This is a genomic window from Streptomyces sp. NBC_01006 (assembly GCF_045162725.1).
Classification (GTDB): domain Bacteria; phylum Actinomycetota; class Actinomycetes; order Streptomycetales; family Streptomycetaceae; genus Streptomyces.
Window position 1 is genome coordinate 6981719 of sequence record NZ_CP108700.1, and the last position, 21893, is coordinate 7003611.

Sequence of the window (21893 nt, forward strand, 5' to 3'; positions counted from 1 at the left end):
AGCTTTGTTCGGTGGGGGTCCGCCTGCCGGTCAGCTGATGGAATCGCAGACGCCATAGCGGCTATCGAAAACGTGTCAGAGATGCAGTCTGCCCCCGGTGAGCCCGCGTCGTAACGTCGACTAGAAGGCTTATGAAGATCTTGTTGAGGGGCTGCCCGGCCGGAGGCCGGGCAGCCCCTCGTGGTCATGTGCCGACTGGGGCGAGGCGCCAGGTGCCGTTCGTGTGGGTGAGTCCGAGGTTGATTAGTAGGCGGAGGTTGAGGGCGGCTGCTCGGGTGTGGAGCCAGGTGTCGTTCTTGAGGGTGCCGATGTAGCGGAGTCGGCGGTTGCCTCGGTGGACGATCCAGGCGACGGCGCGTTCGACGGGTGGTCTCCAGCGGCGGTAGTCGGCTTGCCAGTCGGGATCGGTGGCGGCCTGGTGGCGGGCGGCCGCCTGCTGGTCATGGTGGGGGCGGATGGTCAGGATCCGGCCTGCTTTGGCTTTGGTGCACCGCTCGCGCAGGGGACATCCGGTGCACAGGTCCTTGAAGGCTGCTTTGCGCTGGTGGTGCTGTCCGCCGGGGTCCGACAGCGGGACGGTGTGCCCTTGGGGGCAGGTCACGGTGGCGTTGGTCGTGTCGAGGGTGAAGCCGCTGGGAACGGCCGCCCGCAGCGGGGCGGGTTTGAGGAACAGCCGGTGCCCGGCCTGCTCCAGAACCTGGCGGGCCTCACCGGTGGAGTAGGCGGTGTCGCCGAAGGCGTGCACCGGCTGTTCTTCTCGGCGAGCAGGTCCAGGCCGACGGCTGCCTCGTGGTGCTCGGCCCCGGCGCCGGGACGCAGGGCGACGGCGGTGAACAGGCCGGTCTCGGGCTCGATGGCGAGGTGGGCCTTGTATCCGTCCTGCTGGTGGCTGCGGGTCTTGTGGACGTGGCGGGACTCAGGATCGGCGGTGGAGACCATGCGGCCCGGGACGGTGCCCTGGGTGATGCGCCAACGCCCGTCGCGGCCGTCGGAGCCGTCGGCGGGCTCGACGTCCTGGCCCGCGACCAGGGCAAGCAGGCCGACCGCGCCGGCTGCCTTCTCGCCGAGCTGCTGCTCGGGCAGGTGGCCCAGCAGTCGCAGTGCATCGCGGACGACGGCGTCCACCAGGTCGGCCCTCGCCTGGACGTCGTTCCATGCGATGCGGGGCTTGCCCGGGTCGGTGTAGTCGTGGGCCGTGCACTGCACGGCCGCGATCTGGTCGGCTCCCGGAACCTCCCGGATCACCGCCCGGATCGCGGAGATGATCTGGGTGACGGTGTCCTGGGTGGCGACCGCGTCGTCCAAAACGGTGGAGTCCAGCGCCCGGCGGTGCTTGCCCTTGAGTACTCCGGTGGCCTTCACGACCTCGCGGACCGCTTCGAAGACCCGGTTCGGGCAGGCTGAGCGAGCCAGCCGACGGCGGAAGTAGGCCAGCAGCGACGGATCGAACGCCATGTCATGCAGACCGAGCCCACATGCCGCTTTCCACCGCAGGTCACAGCTTCCCGGCCGGGCAAAGCGGCGCACGGCGTCCTGCGCGAGTACGAGGAATTCAATTTCGAGCGCCGCAGGGGGATCCCTCCGGTGCTGTGGCCGTTCTTCGCGCCGGACCCGGACCGGTACTACCGATGGCGGGTTCAGCTGGATTGCGCTTGCATCAAGGAGCTGCTGGCACCGGGTGACTGCCTCCCGCCGAGCGAGAGGCAGTGGCGTGGCGTCAGGGACGGTGAAGCATTGCCGCCGGGACAGGTGTACTGCCGGCACGATGATTCCGCTGATGCCCCCTACCGCGACATCATTGAGTGGGGAGACCGGCAAGAGGTGAGCTTTCCCGCGGACCCGGTGGAACCCCCCGAATGGGCCGATGGCGACGTGTGGGCCGTGATCCGCCACGATGAAGCACACACGTCGGCCTTCTGGAAGGTGACGCTGGCCTGCGGACGCGTCGAAGAGGTCGTAGGGCCAGCCCTCGACTGGAAGCCCGATGATGGGCCGCGCCTGGCCGAGGCCACGAAGGTGAAACAGATGATCGAGGAATTCGAGCAGGTCTGGGATTCAGACCCGATGCTTCAATCCGAACACCAACGTGAGCACACCCGGCGGATGCTGGCGGCAGGCTGGCCGCGTCCGAGACCGGAACGGTCTTGCCATACCTGTCCCCACGCTCGCGCGATTGTCGCGTATCAGCGCGTGGGCTGGCTCATTCCGTGCAATGAGGCGCCGAAGCCCGAAAACCCGCCGCTGGCTCGCGCTGTCTTGGAGCGCCGACTGCGCCGGGCCGAGACCGAGGCGGAGCGGCTACGTGTGCAGCTGGCCGGGCACGAGGAGCGACGGGACGTCTGACAGACGGGCCCTGTGAGCTGCCAGCACTCTTCCGGATCGGAGCCCTTCCGCTTCCACTCACACCGGCGGCGATGGATGGGTGTCGCGCCCGAGTGCACCCGGGCGCGACACCATCACCCCTTCCTGGGCAGGTTCAGGTCAGTACGCGCATCGCGAGTACGGAGCCGTCTTGATGGATAGAGACGGGGCCGTCCCACTTCGAGTCCCATCCGAGAAGGGGCCACGTCTTCCGTTGGGCGTGGACCTCGGTGCGGTACCGCTCCAATTGACCGTTCTCGAGATGGTGGAAGAGGTCCTTCGTAACTCCGGAGAACGCCTCGACCCGGGTCCTGTTGAGACGGAAGACGTGATCGGTGCCGACGAAGTCGATGCCGTGGAGCTGTACGTACGCGTCTTGGACGCTGTCGGTGGCGGCATGGATCAGGCCCGTGAAGTGGCGCTGCCCTTGCCTCTTGGTCAGGTACTGCGCGGTGGCCGTGTCATCTCCTGCGAAGGCCGTCAGGCCGGCGGCGGCGGTTCGGGTGAGGACGCGCCGAAACCACGGATAGTGCTCGGGCTGGACGTGGAACCCCGGCTCGGGCGCTGGCGGTTCGTCGCCCTCGTGGAGCCGTTGGATTCCCGGGTAGATGTTCTCGTCTTCGACGGGTTGATCGAGGTGGTTGTCGGGGGCGTCCTGTGCGCCGCTCAGCCGGCCGCCGGTTCCGTGCGCATGCAAGGCGTGCACCGTGAGCGGACCCTCGGTCGGAAGCTCCGTGCTGAACACCAAGGCCGGCGTCTGGTTCCATGCGCCGATGTGGACTGCCTCGACATGGGCGGAGGCGGACGCCAGCTGGGTGTGCGACGTGGCGGCGTTGCTGTGGTTGACTGTGGAAACTGCTTGTCACGGCCTTCTGCAAGGCTTAGTTCGTGCGCGCTCGGCCGTTCCACCGTGCGAGGCCCTCGAAGGCGTCCAGTGTCCGGACGTCGTAGGAGCCGAAGAAGTCCTGGCAGTCACGGGCGAGTCGGTCGTAAAGGGCTGCTGCTCCTCGGGTGTCGCCTGACTCTGCGCCTCACCTTCGCCGACGACGCCCCGCTGCCCTTCGATCTCGACCCCGATGCCTGGCAGGCCACTGCACTCGACGTGCCGCTCCCCAGGAAGGTGACCTGCACGGACCCGCCGGCGGTCTCGGTCGGCCGCAGCGCCCCGACCCCGATGCCCTCAGGCAGACGACCCTGGAAGCCGTACGGCACTTCGCCCCCAGACCCTGCCCGCTGTCGGGGGAACTGGCCGACTGCCAGGAGAGACCTTCCCGCACGCCTCGAACTCGCCGTACCGCTCTCCCACCGCAAGACCGCAGCCATCGCCTGGCTGGCAGTGGCTGCGGGCTGTGCATGGTGGATCCACCTCCAAACGCAGGGTGACAGGCCACAGGACGGCTGGGACGCCATCCTCGTCATCGCGCCCGGGCTCGGCGCGATCACATGCCTGATGCGGCTGGTACAGGCGCTGTTCTTCGCCCAGACCGCCGACTTCGACGCGGACGGCATCACCGTCCACAGCCTCGGTACGGGTGCCTCGTTCACAGCAGGCCCCCAGGTCCTTCCCTGGGGCGACGTCTCCGCCCTGAGCTCAGTGGGCCCCGGGACCTGGACCATCCGTGTGCACCTCAAGCAGGGGCGGCCCTTACCACGGGCGGCAACGCGGCCTGGCACAGCACACCGCGACCCGGGTCGACCTGACCCTACCGGCGGCGGCGTTCGAGGCTCCTTGGAGCGGCAGCGCCTCATCACTGCGGTGCGCCACTTCGCCCCCCACGTCGACACCGGCCTCTTGTGAACGTTCGTAAGGTGCGAGGGACGCCATCGGGCTGGCCCTGCGACCTTCACCGAGCGCTCGACGGAGGTCGTCAGCCGTAATCGGCGTCGGCGGAGCCGACCTCGAAGGGCTTCTCACCGCTCGGAGGGTCATCGTTCTCGCCAACCTTGACGCCGTTGCCGTACAGCGTCGACGTGGCCGAGGTCGGGGAGGTTGAGGAGGGTTCTCGTGATTTCAGTCGGGGTGGCGGGGGCGACCGTGGCGTGCCAGAGACGTTCTCCGACCCCGATATCGCCTGACCGCGATCGGCGCCCGTCACACGCCCAACTCCTTTATTCAGGCACGAACATCCGCCGCGAGAGACAGAATTGCGAGCATGTTGAATCAAGGTGATCTGGAACAGGGCATCCGCACCCTCGCCGACGACGAGGCCGTCCGCGCGCTGACGGCGCTGGCGGAGGAGCACGGGTTGCTCCCCGCCGCACGGCAGCTGTCCGAGGGCGGCGATGAGCTGCGGGCGGAGGTGGCCGCCGTGGAGCTGGAGCGGTACGTGGGGGCGGACCAACCTGAGTTTTCCGACGGTGAGTTGGCGCGCCGCTTACTGGAGTATGTGGCGGCGCTGCGCGAGGACCTGGCGGACACGGTCGGCGAGGCCGTCGCCTACGCATGCTCGCCCATGGAACGGCTCGACCCCGTCACTCTGCCGGTCGCGGCGCTCGCCGTCACGCTCCTGCAGACCGAGGTGGTCCTGAAGCGGGATCCGCGCGGGAGGTGGAGCCTGACCATCCACAAGCGGGCCCTGCGGGATTCCTCTCTCGGCCGGGTCCTGACGGCCCTGCTCTCGCAGATCACCAGCGGCAAGTAGCCGGCGGACCGGGAGGGGGTTCGCGATGACGGTCTCGGTGAGGGCGCCCTACGCGTGGCACTGCGAGCAATGTGTCCAGGAGCGGGGGGCTCCGGTCTGGCGCGTCATCGACGCGCGGGAGCGGGCCGACGTGCTGGCGGCACCCGTCCCCGACGTCCCGGGCGTCTCCTGGGTGGACTGCCCCGTCTGCGGGACCAGGACGCACATCGAGGCGCCGCTGCTGGTCCTGCGCCCGGGTGCGGCAGCGCCCCTGCTGCTAGCGGTCTCCGTCGCGGAGCTCGGGGGCGGTCCGCCGCCCTCCGGGGAGCCCCTGCTGGCGGAGGCCGCGCGGGCCGGGGCCTTCCTCGGCGGCGCCTTCCTCGGGGAGGCGATCCCGCTGCCGCGCAGGCTGCTCCCCCACGTCCTGGCCCGCGACCTCGAACGGGACCTGGCGGATCCCGAGTCGGCATGCCGGGAGCTGGAGCCCGAGGGGGCGCCGACGGTCGCGAACTACCGGATCTTCCTGGAGTACCTGGGGGAGGCACGCGCCGACTCCCTGGTCGGGGAGCTGCTGACCGCGATGCTACTCGGCCTGCCGGACGCCCTCGCGGAACTCGTCCGTACGTACCCGGAGCTGACGGACGGCACCCGGGTGCGCGACGCGGGCCGCGAGGAGCTGCGCAGGGCGGCCGAGACCCCCCTCAAAGAGGTGCTGCGCATACGGCAGCGGCTCCTGGACGAACTGTGCGACGGCCGGACCACTCCGGCCACCGCCATGCGCCGCTACTTCGAGTCCCTGGGGCGCTTCGACGCCGGTCTGCGGACCCGGCTGCACGCGATGTACCTGGAGGCCCGCGACACCGACGGGCCCGAAGGCATCCCGCTCGCCCGCGAGGCGCTGGAGCTCGCCGCCGGCCTGGGCGAGGAGGGCATGGAGACCGAGCTGGCCGCGAGGCTCGGCGAACGCCTGGTGCTCGCTGTGCACGCCGGGCTCGACGCCGATCCGTCCGAGGCCGTCCGGGTCCTCGAACGCGCCCTGAGCCGGCTGCGCGAGGGGACTCTCCAGTGGGTGGAGGTGGCGAACAACCTGGCCAGCGCCCACCACCTGCGGGACGACGGCGACCGGTTGGAGATCTGGGAAGCCGCCCGCGACCTGCTGGCGCGCGCGACCGCGCTGGACCGGGGCGAGTATCCCGAGTACTGGGCGCGGGTCCAGACCAACTACGGCCTGCTCCTCTCGGAGCGGCCCGGCGGTGGCCCCGAGGACCTCACGCTCGGCATCGAGCACATCAGGGCGGGGCTGGAGGAGCGGGCCCCCAAGCGGGACAGGGTCGCCTGGGCCTACTCGATGGTCAACCTCGGCCTGCTGCTGTATCGGCGCGCCGGGGTGTCAGACCTCAGGGAGGCGGAGCAGTGCTACCGGGACGCCCTGAGCCACCTCGGCGCCGGTGACGACCCGGCTCTGTGGTCCCGGATCCAGTGCAATCTGGGCGACCTGCTGCTGTCCCGGGATCCCGTCGACGCGCGCGGCGCCCGGGAGGCGGCGACGGCAGCGCTCGCCCTGTCCACCGCGCGCCCCGGCCTCCTGGACACGGGCCGCATCGTCTGGCTGCTGGCCCGGGCCATGGACCACATCGACGGCCCAGGCAGCGCAGACGGCCTCCGGCTGCGCCACGCGGCCCTGGGGGCCACACCGGCCACGGTGTCGCCATCCCTGCACCTCAACATCGGCCGGGAACTGCTCAGCGCGCACGCCTCGGCGGAACGCTGGAGCGAGGCGGCCGAGGTCGCGTCCGGCATGCTGACCGCTGTGACCGCGCTCTACGACGCCCAGGTCACCGGGACCGGCCGCCAGAGCGTCCTCGCCCAGGTGAACCGGATCGCCCGCTGGGCCGCCTTCCTGCTGGCCCGGGCGGGGCGTCCGGAGCGTGCAGTCGAGGCGATCGAGGGCGGAGTGGCCTGTGAGCTCTCGGTGGCGGCCGGGCGAGGGGCGGCCGACCTGGAGGCCTTGGGACGGATCGACCCCGCCGCCGCCCACCGCTACCGGCTGGCACAGGCCCGGTACCGGGCCTCGGTCGGCGAGGCGTTCGCGGCGGCGTCCGGCGGCCCCACCGTCGCTGGCTCTACGGCGAGCGGGGAGGCCGCCGCCGAACGCGGCGTGCGTGCGGCGATCGCGGAGATCCGCGCGATCCCGGGCTTCGAGCGCTTCCTACGCACCGACGGGCTGGCGGACATCGTCCGCGCGGCGGGCGGGCGTCCGCTCGTCTACCTGGTGAACGCGCCCTGGGGCAGCTACGCCCTCGTGCTCGCCCGCAGCTCGGGCGAGTCGCCCGCTGTACGGGCCGTTCCCGTTCCGGGGGTGAGCAGCGAGACTGTCACAGGCCTCTTGGTGCTGGACCCGGCCGACGGCGCCCTGGGCCTGCTCCTCGCCCAGGAGGCCGGAGCGCTCCGGCGCAGGCGTCTGCTCCCGCAGGCCCTGGACCGGCTCGCCGCCCTTGGACCGCTCCTGCGCCCGGTCGCGAGAGTCCTCGCGGAGGACCCGGAGCAGGAGGCCGTCGTCGTCCCGACCGGTCTGCTGGGCCTGGTCCCCCTGCACGCCGTGCCGCTCGGGCCGGGGGCGGGAGAAGTGCTCGACGACATCGGCACCGTGATCGTCTGCCCCTCCGCGGCCGTGTACGCGATCTCCCGCGTCGCGGCCGCCCGGCCGCCGGAGCCTGTGCCACGTCTGGTGGGGGTCACCGACCCTGACGGTTCGCTCCCCGGTGGACGCGGTGAACTCGCCCATATCCGGGAGCTGTTCGAGCCGCACGGTGAGGCCCGCTGCGCGGTGGGGCCCGAAGCCACCGTGGACTGGCTGCTCGGCCAGCTCGCCGAAACCTCGTACCTCCACATCATCTGCCACGGCAGCGGCGAGTTCAACGGTCGGGGCGGCTCCCTGGCCCTGGCCGACGGCCGCCTCGACATGGACACCCTGGTCCAACACCAGCTCCACGCCTGCCGACTCGCGGTGCTCAGCGCCTGCCAGTCCGGCCACTACGAGGTCGTCCGGGCTCCGGACGAGTTCCGCGGGCTCGCGGCGGGATTCCTCCAGGCTGGGGCGGCGTGCGCGGTGGCCGGACTGTGGCTGGTGGACGACATGGTGACCGCAGTGCTGATGGCGCGGTTCTACGAGCTGCTCGCTCCCGCTCACGGGCCCGGCGGGCTGCCCCCGGTGGCCGCCCTGCGCCGGGCCCGTATCTGGTTGCGCCGGCTCACCTGGGAGGAGCTCGCCCGGTATACCGCCTCCCGGCCCCACTTGGCGGCCCTGACCGAGCGATACATATCCCGGGCGACGACCGGCGAGCGTCCCTTCGCCTCGCCGGTCCACTGGGCCGCGTTCACCGCGTGGGGAGTGTGAGCGCCCGCCCGGCTCCGGGCCCCGTCAGTCCGTTTGCGTCGGCCCGTTCGAGTCGAGCCTGTAGCGGGAGACGGGGCCGTGGGGCGATTGCGGGGTTCTGATCTGCATCGTCGTGTAGCGCCCGCCGACCAGACCCGTGAGAGTCACGGTGGCCGGGTAGTGGACCTCGCTGCCATTCGCGCAGCTGGGGCGGCAGATTACCATCCACTCCTGCCCGCTGGCGTGGGCGGTGGACAGACCCCAGTCCGACCAGGTCAGGCCCCTGAGCATGCCATTCCCGTCTCCGCAGTGGAGCAGGACCGATTCGGGTTCCTCCAGGTAGTCCCCGAAGCAGCTCACGATCGAGGCGGGCCTCGTGCTCGACCGTGTGGTGACCGTCGTCGGCGCCTGCTCCGAGGGCTCCGGTGCGGCTGAGGGCTCGGGCGCGGGCGGGGTCGGCTCCACGGTCGGCGTGGGGGGCGCCTCGGTGGTGGGGTCGGGGGTCGGCTGCGCGGACCCCGGAGCGGTCGGGTCTCCGGTCGACTGTCTGGACGCCGTGACGGTCGCCTCGGGGTCGGCGACGGTGCCGGTGCCGCCGTCGCGGCCGGGCACCAGGGCGAGCACGGTCGCGGCGATCGCGAGGCCGGCGGCGATGCCCGCGCCGACGGCGAAGCCGCGCCGGGCCGAAGCGGGCGGGGAACCTGGGTACGGCGCTGCGGGCTTGTCGAGGACCGGTGCCACGGACTCCGGGACGGCAGGCCGTTTCCTCAGCTCGACCCGGAGCCGCTCGATCTCGGCCTGCTGCTCCGCGATCAACTCGTGAATCTCCTGCGGCCAGGGACGCGGCGAGGGCGCCAGGCTCCCGAGGGACTCTCGCAGTTGGGCCGCGCTCGGCCGGGCGGCGGGGTCCTTGGCGAGGCAGCGGGCCACGATCGGGCGGATCTTCGCCGGCAGGCCGCTGAGGTCGGGTTCGGTGTGCACGACGTTGTACAGGGTCTGCGGCAGGGAGGGCCCGGTGAACGGGCACGCGCCGGTGCACGCCATGACCAGCACCGTCCCGAGGGAGAAGATGTCGCTGGCCGAGTCGAGTGGCGCGCCCTGGGCCTGCTCCGGGGACATGAACCCGGGTGAGCCGACCAGCCAGCCCGTGGTCGTCAGCTCGCTGCCCTCCTCGCTGTCGGCGGCTCGGGCGATGCCGAAGTCGATCACGCGGGGCCCGTCGTCGGCGAGGAGCACGTTGGACGGTTTCAGGTCCCGGTGCACTAGGCCGACCCGGTGGATGTCGCTCAGGGCCGAGGCCAGTCCCGCGGTCATGCGCAGTACCGACTCCTCGGGCAGCGCCCCGACGGTCGCCACGGCGTGCTGGAGCGACGGTCCGGGGACGAACTCCGAAGTCAGCCATGGTTCGGGGGCATCGGCGTCCGCGTCGATGATCGCGGACGTATACGCTCCGGAGACCTTGCGGGAGGCTTCCACCTCCCGGCGGAACCGGGCCCGGAACCCGTCGTCTTCGACGAACTGCGAGCGCACCTGCTTCAGCGCGACCAACCGGCCGTCCGGGGCGCTGCTCAGCAGGACTCGGCCCATCCCACCCCGGCCAAGTTCCGCGATGGTCCGGTACTTGCCGACCGCCACCGGGTCGGCGCCTTCTAACTGTTTCATCCTGTCCCCCTACAGCGGACGATCCGTCAGGACCGAGTCTCCGCGCCCGACTGGCCCCGGACAAGACGATCGGGCCTTCTGCACGGATCGCCCGCCACGGAGTTCGGGGTTCGCCCAACGGGCCTGCCCGCATACCGGATACTCCCGCCGGGCGGAAAGGTTGGGCCACAAGCGTTTCCGCAGCGCTCGTACGTCACACCGGTAGTGGCCATGAACGGACTGCGCCGGGGTGCTTTCCTGACTGCGACGGGGGCCGTCGGCGTGCGCGCCGTCACCGGCACCGCGGCCATGCAGGCGGAGCGCAGGGCCGCCCGTACGACGGGGAGGGGCGCACCAACTCCTCCCCCGACCCGCGGGGACTGCGCTTCCGCGGTGCCGACTTCCGCTACTACAGCGCCAGCGTCACGCCCAGATCAGTGGCCAACCCAAAGAAGCCCATTGCTCCTCAGATTGTTCCCATCCTGCAGCCGACGCCCGGGCTGGCTGGCATCGCGCCAGTTTGCATTGGTGGAACCTCCTGCTGTCCCGTATCTCCGGATATGACCAGGCCCTTTCTTCACCTTGGAGAGGAACCATGAGTCCGGTATGCCAATCGAGGCACCCTTGATTTGTCACGGCCGAGGACCTCCACACGTCGACCTAGGAGCGCGAACCGTACGCTTCTTGAAAGTGGAAGCTGAAGGCGCCCATGCGTCGCAGTTTGTCGAGTCCGAGCCGCGGTTCTTCAGGGGCAATCCGGCCGATGTTTTCCCCCGAGCACGTCTCCACCGGTCGTGTCGTCGCGGCAGGGAGTCGGAGGACGCGAAATAGCTGGCGCAGCCGTCTGACGGTGCGTCGGAAAAGTCAGCAGTCGGTCAGTATGAGTCCTGGAAAATCCTGGGGAAGCTGACCGAACATGCGAATGGTTGTAATCTGCGGAGACCGCCCTTGACCTGCGATGAGCAGGCAGGGAGCAGACAAAACGGGAGTTTCCTCATGCTTCGGACCATGTTCAAGTCCAAGATCCATCGGGCCACGGTCACCCAGGCCGACCTGCACTACGTCGGCTCCGTGACCATCGACGCCGATCTGCTCGACGCGGCGGATCTGCTGCCCGGGGAGCTCGTCCACATCGTGGACATCACCAACGGGGCGCGGCTGGAGACGTACGTCATCGAAGGCGAGCGCGGTTCCGGGGTCATCGGGATCAACGGCGCGGCCGCACACCTCGTGCACCCCGGGGACCTCGTCATCCTCATCAGCTACGCACAGGTCGAGGACGCCGAGGCAAGGGTGTTGAAGCCGCGCGTCGTGCACGTCGACGCGGACAATCGGATCATCGAACTGGGTGCGGATCCGTCCGCCCCGGTGCCGGGAACGGACCAGGAGCGCAGCCCCCACGCGGTGGCTGTCTGAGGGGAGTCGGGGACCATGTCGCAGACCGGTGCCATCGCATTCAAGGACGACCGCAAGGCAGGACGGCTGCTCGCCGTCGAGGACGGTGAGGTGGTCGGCCTCATCGCGTACTTCGTGCTCGACGCTGCGCCCCACGCCCTCGTGGCGGTGCACACCATCGTCGAGCCGGGGCACGAGGGGCGGGGCATCGCCGGGGACCTGGTGAAGGCCTTCTACGGGATCGCCGCCGCCGAAGGGGTGCCCGTGGTCCCGCTGTGCCCGTACGCGGCCAGCTGGGCCGGCCGGCACCCCGACCAGGCGCCCGAGGCGCCGGCCGAGGTCGTCGCGGCGGCGAAGGCGCAGCTGGACGCGAGCCCCGACCTGTGGTGACACCCCTGACCCTGCTGCACACCTCGCCGGTCCACGTGCCGGTCTTCGACGCCCTGCGGGACCGGGACCACCCCGGCGCCGCACTGCGCCACCTCGTGGTGCCGGAGCTGCTGGACCGGGCCCGTACGGAGGGCCCGGACTCGGTGGCTCCGGCCCTGCGGGCCCTGCTGGCCGGCTCCGGCGGCCCGGTCCTGGTGACCTGCTCGACCATCGGCGCGGTCGCGGAGGCCCTGGAACCGGAGCTCGGCGTCCCGGTCCTCCGGGTCGACCGCCCGATGGCCGCGGAAGCCGTCCGTACGGGCCCGCGCGTCGCGGTGCTGGCCACCGTGGAGTCGACGCTGGTCCCGACGCTTGCCCTGCTGACGGAGGAGGCCGAGCGGGCCGGCCGCCCCGTGTCGATCACCACGCACCTGATCGCGGAAGCCTGGCCCCGCTTCGAAGCCGGCGACACCGCCGGCTACCTCGCCCTGGTGGCCCAGGCGGCCGACGCCGTCTCGGACGCGGACAGCATCGTCCTGGCCCAGGCCTCGATGGCGGCCGCATCATCCCTGGCCACGACCGCCACCCCGATCCTCGCCAGCCCCACCCCCGGCCTTGCCGCGGGCCTCCACGCCGCCCGTTGATCCGTCGCGTACGGGCTTCGGCGGGCGTACGGGGGCGGATCCGGGGAAGGTGGGGCTTATGGTGCGAAACGTAGAGATGACGGAGCCGCCTCTGCCCGGGCCGGGTCCTGTGCCGCCCGGGCCCGGGCCGAATCCCTTCCCGGATCCCGAGCCGATTCCGCAGCCCGTGCCGCCCGTGCCGGCGCCGGTGCCCGAGCCGGATCCGATCCCGCCGCCGCCCGGGCCCGCGCCGATCCCGCAGCCCGGGCCGCTGAGCGGGGAGCCGGTCTAGGCCGTACGGACCTCGGAGCGGTCGCCGCTCCAGAGGGTGTGGAACGAGCCCTCGCGGTCGGTGCGCCGGTAGGTGTGCGCCCCGAAGAAGTCCCGCTGGCCCTGGGTGAGGGCCGCCGGGAGCCGCTCCGCGCGCAGCGCGTCGTAGTACGCGAGGGAGGCGGAGAAGGCGGGTACCGGGATGCCCTGTGACACGGCGGCCACCAGGGCGGCCCGCCAGTCCTCCTGGGCCGCGCCGATCTCCTGCGCGAAGCCCGGGTCCGCCAGCAGGCTCGGCAGGTCCGGCTGCGCGTCGTACGCCGTACGGATCCGGTCCAGGAAGGCCGCCCGGATGATGCAGCCGCCCCGCCACAGCGAGGACACCGCGCCCAGGTCCACGCCCCAGCCGTACTCCTCGCTGCCCGCCTGGATCTGGTGGAAACCCTGCGTGTACGAGACGATCTTCGAGGCGTACAGGGCCTGCTCCACCTGGGCGGCGAAGGCGTCGGCCGCCTCCGCCGACAGCGGCGCGGCCACCGGGCCCGCGAGTCCCCGGGCGGCCTTACGCAGGTCCGCGTGGCCCGAAACCGCACGGGCGAAGACCGCCTCGGCGATCCCCGACACCGGAACGCCCAGGTCCAGCGCGATCTGCACGGTCCAGCGGCCGGTGCCCTTCTGCTCGGCCGCGTCGGCCACGACGTCGACGAACGGACGCCCGGTCTCGGCGTCCGTGTGCGCGAGCACCTCCGCCGTGATCTCGATCAGGTACGAGTCCAGCCGGCCCTGGTTCCACTCGCGGAAGGTCTCCGCGATCCGCGCGGGGGAGTAGCCGGCGACGTCGCGCAGCAGGTGGTAGGCCTCGGCGATGAGCTGCATGTCGGCGTACTCGATGCCGTTGTGCACCATCTTGACGAAGTGTCCGGCGCCGTCGGGGCCGACGTGCGAGACGCACGGCGTACCGTCCTTGGCCTTCGCCGCGATCTTCTCCAGCATCGGACCGAGCGACTCGTACGACTCGGCGGAGCCGCCCGGCATGATGCTCGGGCCGAGCAGCGCACCCTCCTCGCCGCCCGAGATGCCCGCGCCCACGAAGTGGATGCCCTGCTCGCGCAGCTCCTTCTCGCGCCGCCGGGTGTCCTCGAAGTGGGCGTTGCCGCCGTCGATGATGACGTCGCCGGGCTCCAGCAGCGGGGCGAACTCGTGGATCACGGCGTCGGTCGGCTCACCGGCCTTCACCATGATGATGAGACGGCGCGGCCGTTCCAGCGCGTCCACGAACTCCTTCGCGGACTCGGCGGCGACGAAGGCCCCCTCGTGCCCGAACTCCTCCACCAGGGCGGTGGTCTTCGCGGCCGTGCGGTTGTGGACGGCGACCGTGAAGCCGTTGCGGGCGAAGTTCCGGGCGAGGTTGCTCCCCATCACCGCGAGCCCGGTGACGCCGATCTGGGCCGTGCTGCTCATACGTGCGCTCCTGAGTGCTTCGATGTGCGGGTGGGAGCGACGCTACATGGGCGGGCGCGCCGCGAGCCGTCCCGCCATGCGAATCATTGTCAACTTCCGTGAACATGCGCCCTGTTGCGCCCCTTGTCATGCCCTGATCGCGCCGTTAGGTTGTGCGGTTCCTGATGTCTTCAATGGGGGCTCCCATGGGTGTACGGGGTCGGCACCGCCGGTACCAGCCGAGCAGCATCAACCGCGCCTCGCTCGCCGTCACCGCCGGTGGGGCAGGGCTCGCGCTCCCTCTGATCGGCGGCGGAACCGCCCACGCCGCCTCGGTGGACACCTGGAGCAAGGTCGCGGACTGCGAGTCCACCAACAACTGGCACGTCAACACCGGCAACGGCTACTACGGTGGGCTCCAGTTCAGCCAGAGCACGTGGCGCGCCTTCGGCGGCGCCGCGTACGCGGCCCGCGCCGACCTGGCCACCAAGGACCAGCAGATCGCGGTCGCCGAGAAGGTGCTGAAGGGGCAGGGCCCGCAGGCCTGGCCGGTGTGCGGGAAGCAGGCCGGGCTCTCGCGCAGCGGCCCCGCGCCGGCCGTCTCTCCACAGGGGCAGGGCCAGGGCGTGAAGGTCCAGGTCCAGGTCAAGGAGGCGAAGCCCGCCGCCCCACCGGCCGCCACGCCCCGCCCGACGGCCACGTCCGTCCTGCCCAACCCGTACGTGGTCGCGCCCGGCGACTCCCTCTCGGCGATCGCCACCACCCAGCACGTCGAGGGCGGCTGGCAGGCGCTGTACGAGACCAACCGGGCCACCGTGGGCAGCAACCCGAACCTGATCTTCCCCGGTCAGCGGCTCACCCTGCGCGTCACCGCCGCGCCGGCCGCCCCGCCCGCGCAGAACCCCGAGAAGCCTCCGCGGACCGCGGAGCCGGTCAAGCCGGCGGAGCCGAACGCGCAGAAGGAGGCGCAGAAGCCCGCCGAGAAACCGGCCGAGAAGCCAGCCGCGAAACCCGCGGAGAAGCCCGCCCCCGCTCCCGCCTCAGCGCAGCAGCAGCCGGCCTCGGGCGGCTTCGTCACCCCCGTGGACGCCTCCATCGGCACCGCGTACCACGTGGCCGGATCGTCCTGGTCCAGCGGCTACCACACGGGCGTCGACTTCCCCGTCGCCACCGGAACCTCCGTCAAGGCCGTCGGCCCCGGCTCCGTCGTCTCCGCCGGCTGGGCGGGCGCGTACGGCTACCAGGTCGTCATCCGGCACTCCGACGGCCGGTACTCCCAGTACGCCCACCTCTCGGCGCTCGGGGTCAAGGCCGGGCAGCAGGTCTCCGGCGGGCAGCGGATCGGCCGCTCCGGTTCCACCGGCAACACCAGCGGACCCCACCTCCACTTCGAGATGCGCACGTCCCCCGGCTACGGCTCCGACATCGACCCGCTGAAGTACCTCCGCGGCCGCGGCGTCAGCATCTGACCCCCGTGCGTGCGGCGCCACGACCGTGAGCAGGATCAGGCCGGTCGCCGTCAGCACGGCGCTGGCCAGGGCCGCCGCCGTGCCCGCCGCCCCGAACCGGAAGCCCTCGCCGAACAGCGATATGCCGACCGCCGCCGCGACGACCGGGTTGACCACGGTCAGCGTGGCCAGCGGCGCGTTCAGCCCCGCGCCCCGGTAGGCCGCCTGGGAGAGCAGCAGCCCGCCCGCGGCCAGGACGGCGATCGCCGCCAGATCGGGCCACACGGAGCCGAGCGCGCCCGGTGCGAGGGCCGATTCCCCGGCATTCTCGGCCACCGACTTGGTGAACACGGAGGCCATGCCGAAGGCCGTACCGGCCGCGACCGCCAGCAGCACACTGCGCAGCACCGGCCGGTGCATCCGCTGCGCCGCCAGGAACAGGGCGGCGACCCCGGCCCCGGTGGCGATCAGCAGCAGGCCCCGCTCCCCGCCCGCCAGCGGCTGGTCCGCATCCCCGTCCCCGCCGGTCAGCGCCAGCAGCCCGGCCAGCCCCACCGTGGCCAGCAGCGCGCCGCGCCAGGCCGCCGCACCCGCCCGGCGGTGTACGAAGAGGGCCGCCATCGGCAGCGCGAACACGATGGTCAGCGCACCGAGCGGCTGCACCAGGCTCAGCGGCCCGTACGCGAGGGCCACCACGTGCAGCAGGGCGCCCAGGCCGTTCAGCCCGACCGCACACCACCAGCCGGCCCGGCGCAGCGGCGCGTACGGGCGGCCGGGGGTGCTCGCCGCGACCCGTTCCTGCACGATCGCGCCGCCCGCGTACGCGACGGCGGACACCAGGCAGAGCAGGACCGACAGCGCAAGGGCACTCATGATTTCCACAATGCCCGACCCCAGCGGCCTATTCCTCCCCCTACAGGTGGTCACCAGTGGTACCCCAGGCATACTCCGGAAGGAGTACGGGACGAGTGCAGGACCCCGCGGCAGTCCCCGCCGGCCCCTGCCCACGGTGACTGCCCCGTCGCGGTGCGTGAGGCGTCGGGTGACGGGTTTGGTTCCGGGCGCGTCGGATCCGTACAGTGGCGGTTTTGGGGACTTCCGCAGAGGCGGATGCGGACGAGTGAGCAAGGAACGGCAGCGGCCATGACGGTGACCGAAGACAACCACGTGAGCGCGGACGACCACGCCTACGGGCCGGGCATCGACCCCGACCGGCTGGCGCTCTGCCTCAGCGTGCTCGACGAACTCGACAAGATCGACGTCGACCACCCCGACGCCATCACCGTACGCCGCGCCACCGCCGGCCTCTACCGCACGGTCAAGCAGCGCCGCCGCCAGGAGCGCCGCGCCGCCAAGACCGCCAACGACAAGGCCGTCACCGAGGCGACCGCGACCGGCTCCGCCGAGCGCATCGACGACGAGACCGAGGGCATCCTGCCTTCCTCGGTCACGGAGGCCGGCCGGATCGCCGGGATACTCCAGCGTCCGCGCTCCTGCTACATCTGCAAGACGCGGTACGTCGAGGTCGACTACTTCTACCACCAGCTCTGCCAGCCGTGCGCCGGCCAGAACCGTGCCAAGCGCGAGGTCCGCGCCGACCTCGCCGGCAAGCGCGCGCTGCTCACCGGCGGCCGGGCCAAGATCGGCATGTACATCGCGCTGCGGCTGCTGCGCGACGGCGCCCACACGACGATCACCACCCGCTTCCCCAAGGACGCCATCCGCCGTTTCAAGGCGATGGAGGACTCGGCGGAGTGGATGCACCGCCTGGAGGTCGTCGGACTCGACCTGCGCGACCCGGGCCAGGCCGTGGCGCTGGCCGACCAGATCGCCAAGGCCGGTCCGCTCGACATCCTGATCAACAACGCGACGCAGACCGTGCGCCGCCTGCCCAGCGCGTACGCCGCGCTGGTCGAGGGGGAGAGCGCCCCGCTCCCGGCCGGCGAGCTCCCCGCCCACCACGTCATCGGCGCGTTCAACTCCGGTGCGGTCGACGGCCTGGCGGCGCTGCCCGTCGGCGTGAGCGGGCTCGACGCGCAGAAGGTCGCCGACCTCGCCCTGGTCGCGGGCAACGCCAGCATCGAACGGCACCTCGACGGCACCGCCATCGACGCCGGCGGCCTGCTGCCCGACGTCGTCGACACCAACACCTGGGTGCAGACCATCGACCAGATCTCCCCGGTGGAGCTGCTGGAGACCCAGCTGTGCAACTACACGTCGCCGTTCATCCTGATCAGCGCGCTCCGGCCGGCGATGGCGGAGGCCGCCCGCAGGGCGTCCAGCGGGCGTGCGTACGTGGTCAACGTCTCGGCGATGGAGGGCGTGTTCAGCCGCGGCTACAAGGGCGCGGGGCACCCGAACACCAATGCCGCCAAGGCCGCGATGAACATGGTGACGCGGACCAGCGGCCAGGAGATGTTCGAGACCGACCGCATCCTGATGACCTCGGTCGACACCGGCTGGATCACCGACGAACGCCCGCACTTCGACAAGCTGCGCCTGGCCGAGGAGGGCTTCCACGCCCCCCTCGACCTGGTCGACGGCGCGGCCCGGGTCTATGACCCCGTCGTCCGCGGCGAGGCCGGCGAGGACCTGTACGGCGTCTTCCTCAAGGACTACGCGCCCGCCAACTGGTAGGCCGCCCGGTCAACCGTTCGTGCCCCGGTCCCCTTTCCAGGGGGCCGGGGCACGGCCGTGTCACTGCGTGCGCTCGTACGCCCTCGCCGCCACCAGCTCCAGGACCGGACGCCAGTCCTCCATCACGCCCGCGTCGAGCCCGACGACCTTGCCCGCGTCATCCGCTTGGCGCAATGTCACCGCCGCTTCCGCGTCGGGGTCGGCCGCGAAGGCCCGGACCTCCGCCTCGTCCATCAGCCCGCCCTGCGCCCGCAGGGTCAGCGCGCTCTGCGGGGACAGCGCCCGGTCGGGCTCCACGGCCGCCAGGTAGCGCTTGGCCGGCACGTGCAGCCGTACCAGCCGGGCCACCCGGTCGCCGAGCAGCGGACGGACCGCTTCCGCCGCGTGGTCGGCGTGTCCCGCGTCGTCCCCGGGGAAGAGCAGGTGGCCCAGGTCGTGGACGAGTCCGGCGACTTGGAGCTCCTTGTCGAACGGATGCGAACGGCGCAGCAGTGCCGCAGTCTGGAGCCCATGATCGTGCAGATCGACCGGGTCTCCGCTGCGGTCGGGCGTGTCCCACGCCCCGCGGCACGCGAGCAGCAGCTCCATCAGCTCCTCGATGCTGTCGACCCTCGGTACCCCCGGCACTCCGGACCTCGCCGCCACCGTCGCTCCCTCCGCTGCCTGTACTCCAGTCGTGCTACCGGCGTCGAGCACACCACCCGACCCGGTCACATCGGCGTACGACTTCCTGAACTCGCGGCGAAATCCAGCCGTCGAGCGGATTTTGCCAATCCATCGAGCGGGGGCGCGCTCATATGTGTACTCTGAGTGGCACAAGACGGCCGTATCCAGGCCACGCTCCACCAAGGCGCCACCGCGTCCGGAAACCCTTTATCCCTTGTGCCCGGCGCGCGGCTCGCCCGCCGGGTTACGCGACACAAAGGAGTGCGCGGTGACAGACACGACGACGAAGTCCGACGAGACGCTGAGGAAGCACACGGCCGGGCGGTACCGTCCGCACGCCGACGAGCTCGGAAGCCTCGAAGTCTGGGCCCGGTCCGCCCCGATCCGACTGGCCGGCTACGAGGACGACCTGGCGGAGCCCCACATCCTGCCCGGCATCGACTAGTCCGCAGTCCGACAGTCCGGCGTCACGCGGCGCCCCCGAGCCGACCGGCGACGGGGGCGCGGTGCTGCGCCGACCGTGTGGGCACCCGGAGAGGTTCCCGTCGGCCGTACGCCGTGAGCGTCATCGCTGTGGGCGATCAAGGCTTCCGGCCGGGCCCCGGCTCCGCCACGCTGGCCTGCATGAAGCTACTCATGCTGGGCGGTACCGAATTCGTCGGACGCGCGATCACCGAAGACGCCCTGGCCCGGGGCTGGGACGTCACCGTCTTCCACCGTGGGCACCACGCGCCCCCGCCGGGCACCTGCGCCCTGCGCGGCGACCGCACCGCGCCCGGGGGCCTGGCCGCCCTCGCCGCGGGGGAGTGGGACCTCGTCGTCGACACCTGGAGCGGCGCCCCGACCGCCGTGCGCGACAGCGCCCGGCTGCTGGCCGGCCGCGCCGGGCGGTACGTGTACATCTCCAGCCGCTCGGTCTACGCCTACCCCGCTCCCGCCGGCCTGACCGAGGACGGCCCGGTGGTCGACGGCTCGGCCGACGCCGGGGCCACGGCCTACGCCGAGGACAAGCGGGGCGGCGAGCTCGCCGCCGTCGACGCCTTCGGGGACCGGGCCCTGCTGGTACGCGCCGGGCTGATCATAGGCCCGTACGAGAACGTGGGCCGGCTGCCCTGGTGGCTGGACCGGACCGCCCGCGGCGGCCCCACGCCGGCTCCCGGCCGGCCCGGACTGCCGCTCCAGTACATCGACGTGCGCGACCTCGCGCACTGGACCCTGGACGCGGCCGAGGCCGGGCTCGGCGGACCGTACGACGTGGTCTCGCCGGTCGGGCACGCCACGATGGGCGCACTCCTCGACGCCTGCGCGGCCGTGACCGGCGGACGCGCCGAGTTCCGCTGGATCGACCAGGACCGGATGGCGGAGGCGGGCGTGGAGCCCTGGACCGAACTGCCGATCTGGCTCCCCGAGGGCGAACTGCACGACTACATGTTCGGTTCCGACACCACCAAGGCGCGGGCGGCGGGCCTGAAGTGCCGCCCGGTCGAGGAGACCGTGGCCGACACCTGGGCCTGGCTCCAGTCCCTCGGGGGCCCCGCCCCCCTCCGCGGCGACCGCTCGACCAAGGGCATGTCGGCGGAGCGCGAAGCCGCGCTATTCGGGCTCTGACCAGGAGGCTTCGGCGAGGCGGGTCGGGGGGAGGTACTCGCGCAGCAGCGTGCGGTGCCACCACGCGCCCGTCTCGCGCAGCTCCCGCCAGGTGGTGAACCGGTAGCGGTACAGCCTGGCCCGTACGTAGAGCGGCGGGGCGTCCGGGAACGGGTTGTGGCGGAGCAGTCGCAGCGTGTCCCGGTCGCCCGCCAGCAGCCGCTCCACGAACGGCCCGAACCAGTCCCGCGCATAGTCGGGGGAGAGCGCCGCGAACCACATCAGCCAGTCCAGCCGCAGATGGTACGGGGCGAACTGGCGCGGAAGCCTGCGCAGATCACCCGGCTTGCCCTTGAAGTCGTACTCCCGCCACACCCCGTCCTCCCGCGGCGCCCGGTCCGCGGTCCCCTCCACCACCACCTCGTCCCGGATCCGGCCCACCGTGCCGAAGGCCCCGTACGTGTTGACCAGGTGCAGGGAGTCGAAGGAGCGGTTCATCACCTGGCGCCGCGAGATCATGTTGAGCACGGGATGCCGGCTCAGCACCAGCACCAGCACGGTCACCGCGCACACCAGGACCGCGAACCAGACGGGTGCCGCGCGCGAGGCCGCGGCCGGCGGCGGCCCCGCGAGCCCCGTGAAGTCGATCGCCGACAGGGCCACCGTGATGGTGATCCAGTTCAGCCAGGCGAAGTTGCCCGACAGCACCAGCCACAGCTGCGTCGCCACGATGATCCCGGCCGCGTACGAGGCCACCGGCTGCGGAGTGAACAGCAGCACCGGGACCACCAGTTGGGTCACGTGGTTGGCCGCGCACTCCACCCGGTGCAGCGGCTTCGGCAGATGGTGGAAGAACCAGCTCAGCGGTCCCGGCATCGGCTGTGTCTGGTGGTGGTAGTAGAGGCAGGTCAGCTTGCGCCAGCAGGGGTCCCCGCGCATCTTGATCAGCCCCGCGCCGAACTCCACCCGGAAGACCACCCAGCGCAGCAGCCACAGCACCAGCACCGGCGGCCCCACCCGCTCATTGCCGAGGAAGACCGCGAGGAAGCCCACCTCCAGCAGCAGTGACTCCCACCCGAAGGAGTACCAGGTCTGTCCCACGTTCACGATCGACAGGTACAGCAGCCACAGCAGCGCCCACATCCCCATCGCCGCGCCCAGCGGAACGAGGTCCCCCGCCCCCGCCGCGAGGGCCGCGGCCACCACCGCCCCCGCCCAGGCGCAGCAGGCGAAGAGCCGGTCCGAATAGCGCAGTTGGAACAGGCTCGGGGCACGCCGGAACGGCACGTACCGCACGTAGCGCGGCACGGGCAGCATGCCGTGCGCCCCGATCAGGGCCCGGAACTGAAGGGCGGCCGCGACGAAGGCGAAGAGGTAGACGCCGGCCAGGGCCCGCTGGAAGACCAGCCGGCCGAGCCAGTAGCCGGGCGCCGTGAACCAGTCCATCCCCTCCAGTATC

General features: G+C 71.7%; 15 protein-coding genes and 2 pseudogenes. 10 read left to right on the top strand and 7 right to left on the bottom strand.

What is annotated here, in order from left to right; all coding sequences use genetic code 11:
• Positions 1 to 184 precede the first annotated feature (184 nt).
• A pseudogene (locus OG509_RS31645) lies at positions 185 to 1497 on the bottom strand (transposase); the annotation flags it as partial.
• Here OG509_RS31645 and OG509_RS31650 point away from each other — a divergent pair.
• Positions 1459 to 2343 (top strand): hypothetical protein, encoded by an 885-nt coding sequence (locus tag OG509_RS31650; RefSeq protein ID WP_406187853.1) that lies wholly within the window; start codon positions 1459 to 1461, stop codon positions 2341 to 2343. The pseudogene OG509_RS31645 and the gene OG509_RS31650 sit on opposite strands and share 39 nt — an antisense overlap.
• A 133-nt stretch (positions 2344 to 2476) precedes the next feature.
• Here the strand turns inward: OG509_RS31650 and OG509_RS31655 are convergent, their stop codons facing one another.
• Entirely contained in the window at positions 2477 to 3058 is a 582-nt protein-coding gene (locus OG509_RS31655) for a hypothetical protein (protein ID WP_406186040.1), read from the bottom strand.
• Positions 3059 to 4514: 1456 nt separating this feature from the next.
• Here OG509_RS31655 and OG509_RS31660 point away from each other — a divergent pair.
• Entirely contained in the window at positions 4515 to 5003 is a 489-nt protein-coding gene (locus tag OG509_RS31660) for a hypothetical protein (protein WP_406186041.1), read from the top strand.
• Positions 5004 to 5028: 25 nt separating this feature from the next.
• Positions 5029 to 8379: a CHAT domain-containing protein gene (locus tag OG509_RS31665; protein ID WP_406186042.1), complete on the top strand. Its 3351-nt coding sequence runs from the start codon at positions 5029 to 5031 to the stop codon at positions 8377 to 8379.
• 24 nt (positions 8380 to 8403) lie between these two features.
• Here OG509_RS31665 and OG509_RS31670 read toward each other — a convergent pair whose 3' ends face one another.
• Entirely contained in the window at positions 8404 to 10020 is a 1617-nt protein-coding gene (locus tag OG509_RS31670) for a protein kinase domain-containing protein (protein WP_406186043.1), read from the bottom strand.
• A 975-nt stretch (positions 10021 to 10995) separates the two neighbouring features.
• Between OG509_RS31670 and panD the strand changes: the two genes are divergently transcribed.
• From panD to OG509_RS31685, 3 genes are read left to right on the top strand one after another with little or no spacing between them, the layout of a single operon-like run.
• Entirely contained in the window at positions 10996 to 11415 is a 420-nt protein-coding gene (gene panD, locus OG509_RS31675; RefSeq protein WP_053788764.1) for an aspartate 1-decarboxylase, read from the top strand.
• Positions 11416 to 11430: 15 nt separating this feature from the next.
• Positions 11431 to 11784 carry a GNAT family N-acetyltransferase gene (locus OG509_RS31680; RefSeq protein ID WP_406186044.1) on the top strand — a complete coding sequence of 118 codons (354 nt, stop codon included), beginning with the start codon at positions 11431 to 11433 and terminating at the stop codon, positions 11782 to 11784.
• The gene (locus OG509_RS31685; protein ID WP_406186045.1) at positions 11778 to 12407 is read left to right on the top strand and encodes an aspartate/glutamate racemase family protein; all 630 of its coding nucleotides are present in this window, start codon (positions 11778 to 11780) and stop codon (positions 12405 to 12407) included. Before OG509_RS31680 ends, OG509_RS31685 begins: the two co-directional genes overlap by 7 nt.
• Positions 12408 to 12674: 267 nt before the next feature.
• Here OG509_RS31685 and gndA read toward each other — a convergent pair whose 3' ends face one another.
• Complete coding sequence (gene gndA / locus OG509_RS31690; protein ID WP_406186046.1) at positions 12675 to 14117, bottom strand: NADP-dependent phosphogluconate dehydrogenase; 1443 nt, start codon at positions 14115 to 14117, stop codon at positions 12675 to 12677.
• A gap of 185 nt (positions 14118 to 14302) precedes the next feature.
• Here gndA and OG509_RS31695 point away from each other — a divergent pair, with 185 nt between their 5' ends.
• Positions 14303 to 15565 carry a transglycosylase family protein gene (locus OG509_RS31695; protein WP_406186047.1) on the top strand — a complete coding sequence of 421 codons (1263 nt, stop codon included), beginning with the start codon at positions 14303 to 14305 and terminating at the stop codon, positions 15563 to 15565.
• Positions 15566 to 15673: 108 nt separating this feature from the next.
• Here the strand turns inward: OG509_RS31695 and OG509_RS31700 are convergent.
• Positions 15674 to 16489 (bottom strand): annotated as a pseudogene (locus tag OG509_RS31700) (DMT family transporter); the annotation flags it as partial.
• Between the two features lie 198 nt (positions 16490 to 16687).
• On the opposite strand from OG509_RS31700, the gene OG509_RS31705 reads away from it, so the two are divergent.
• Complete coding sequence (locus OG509_RS31705; RefSeq protein ID WP_406186048.1) at positions 16688 to 18181, top strand: SDR family NAD(P)-dependent oxidoreductase; 1494 nt, start codon at positions 16688 to 16690, stop codon at positions 18179 to 18181.
• 60 nt (positions 18182 to 18241) lie between these two features.
• Here OG509_RS31705 and OG509_RS31710 read toward each other — a convergent pair whose 3' ends face one another.
• On the bottom strand, positions 18242 to 18769 hold the full coding sequence (locus tag OG509_RS31710; protein WP_406187736.1) for an HD domain-containing protein: 528 nt from the start codon (positions 18767 to 18769) through the stop codon (positions 18242 to 18244).
• A gap of 346 nt (positions 18770 to 19115) precedes the next feature.
• Here OG509_RS31710 and OG509_RS31715 point away from each other — a divergent pair, with 346 nt between their 5' ends.
• Both OG509_RS31715 and OG509_RS31720 read left to right on the top strand, forming a co-directional pair.
• Entirely contained in the window at positions 19116 to 19292 is a 177-nt protein-coding gene (locus OG509_RS31715) for a hypothetical protein (protein WP_385585375.1), read from the top strand.
• 179 nt (positions 19293 to 19471) lie between these two features.
• Entirely contained in the window at positions 19472 to 20455 is a 984-nt protein-coding gene (locus OG509_RS31720; protein WP_406186049.1) for an NAD-dependent epimerase/dehydratase family protein, read from the top strand.
• Here the strand turns inward: OG509_RS31720 and OG509_RS31725 are convergent.
• The gene (locus OG509_RS31725; RefSeq protein ID WP_406186050.1) at positions 20441 to 21880 is read right to left on the bottom strand and encodes a lipase maturation factor family protein; all 1440 of its coding nucleotides are present in this window, start codon (positions 21878 to 21880) and stop codon (positions 20441 to 20443) included. The genes OG509_RS31720 and OG509_RS31725 overlap by 15 nt on opposite strands.
• Positions 21881 to 21893: the final 13 nt, after the last annotated feature.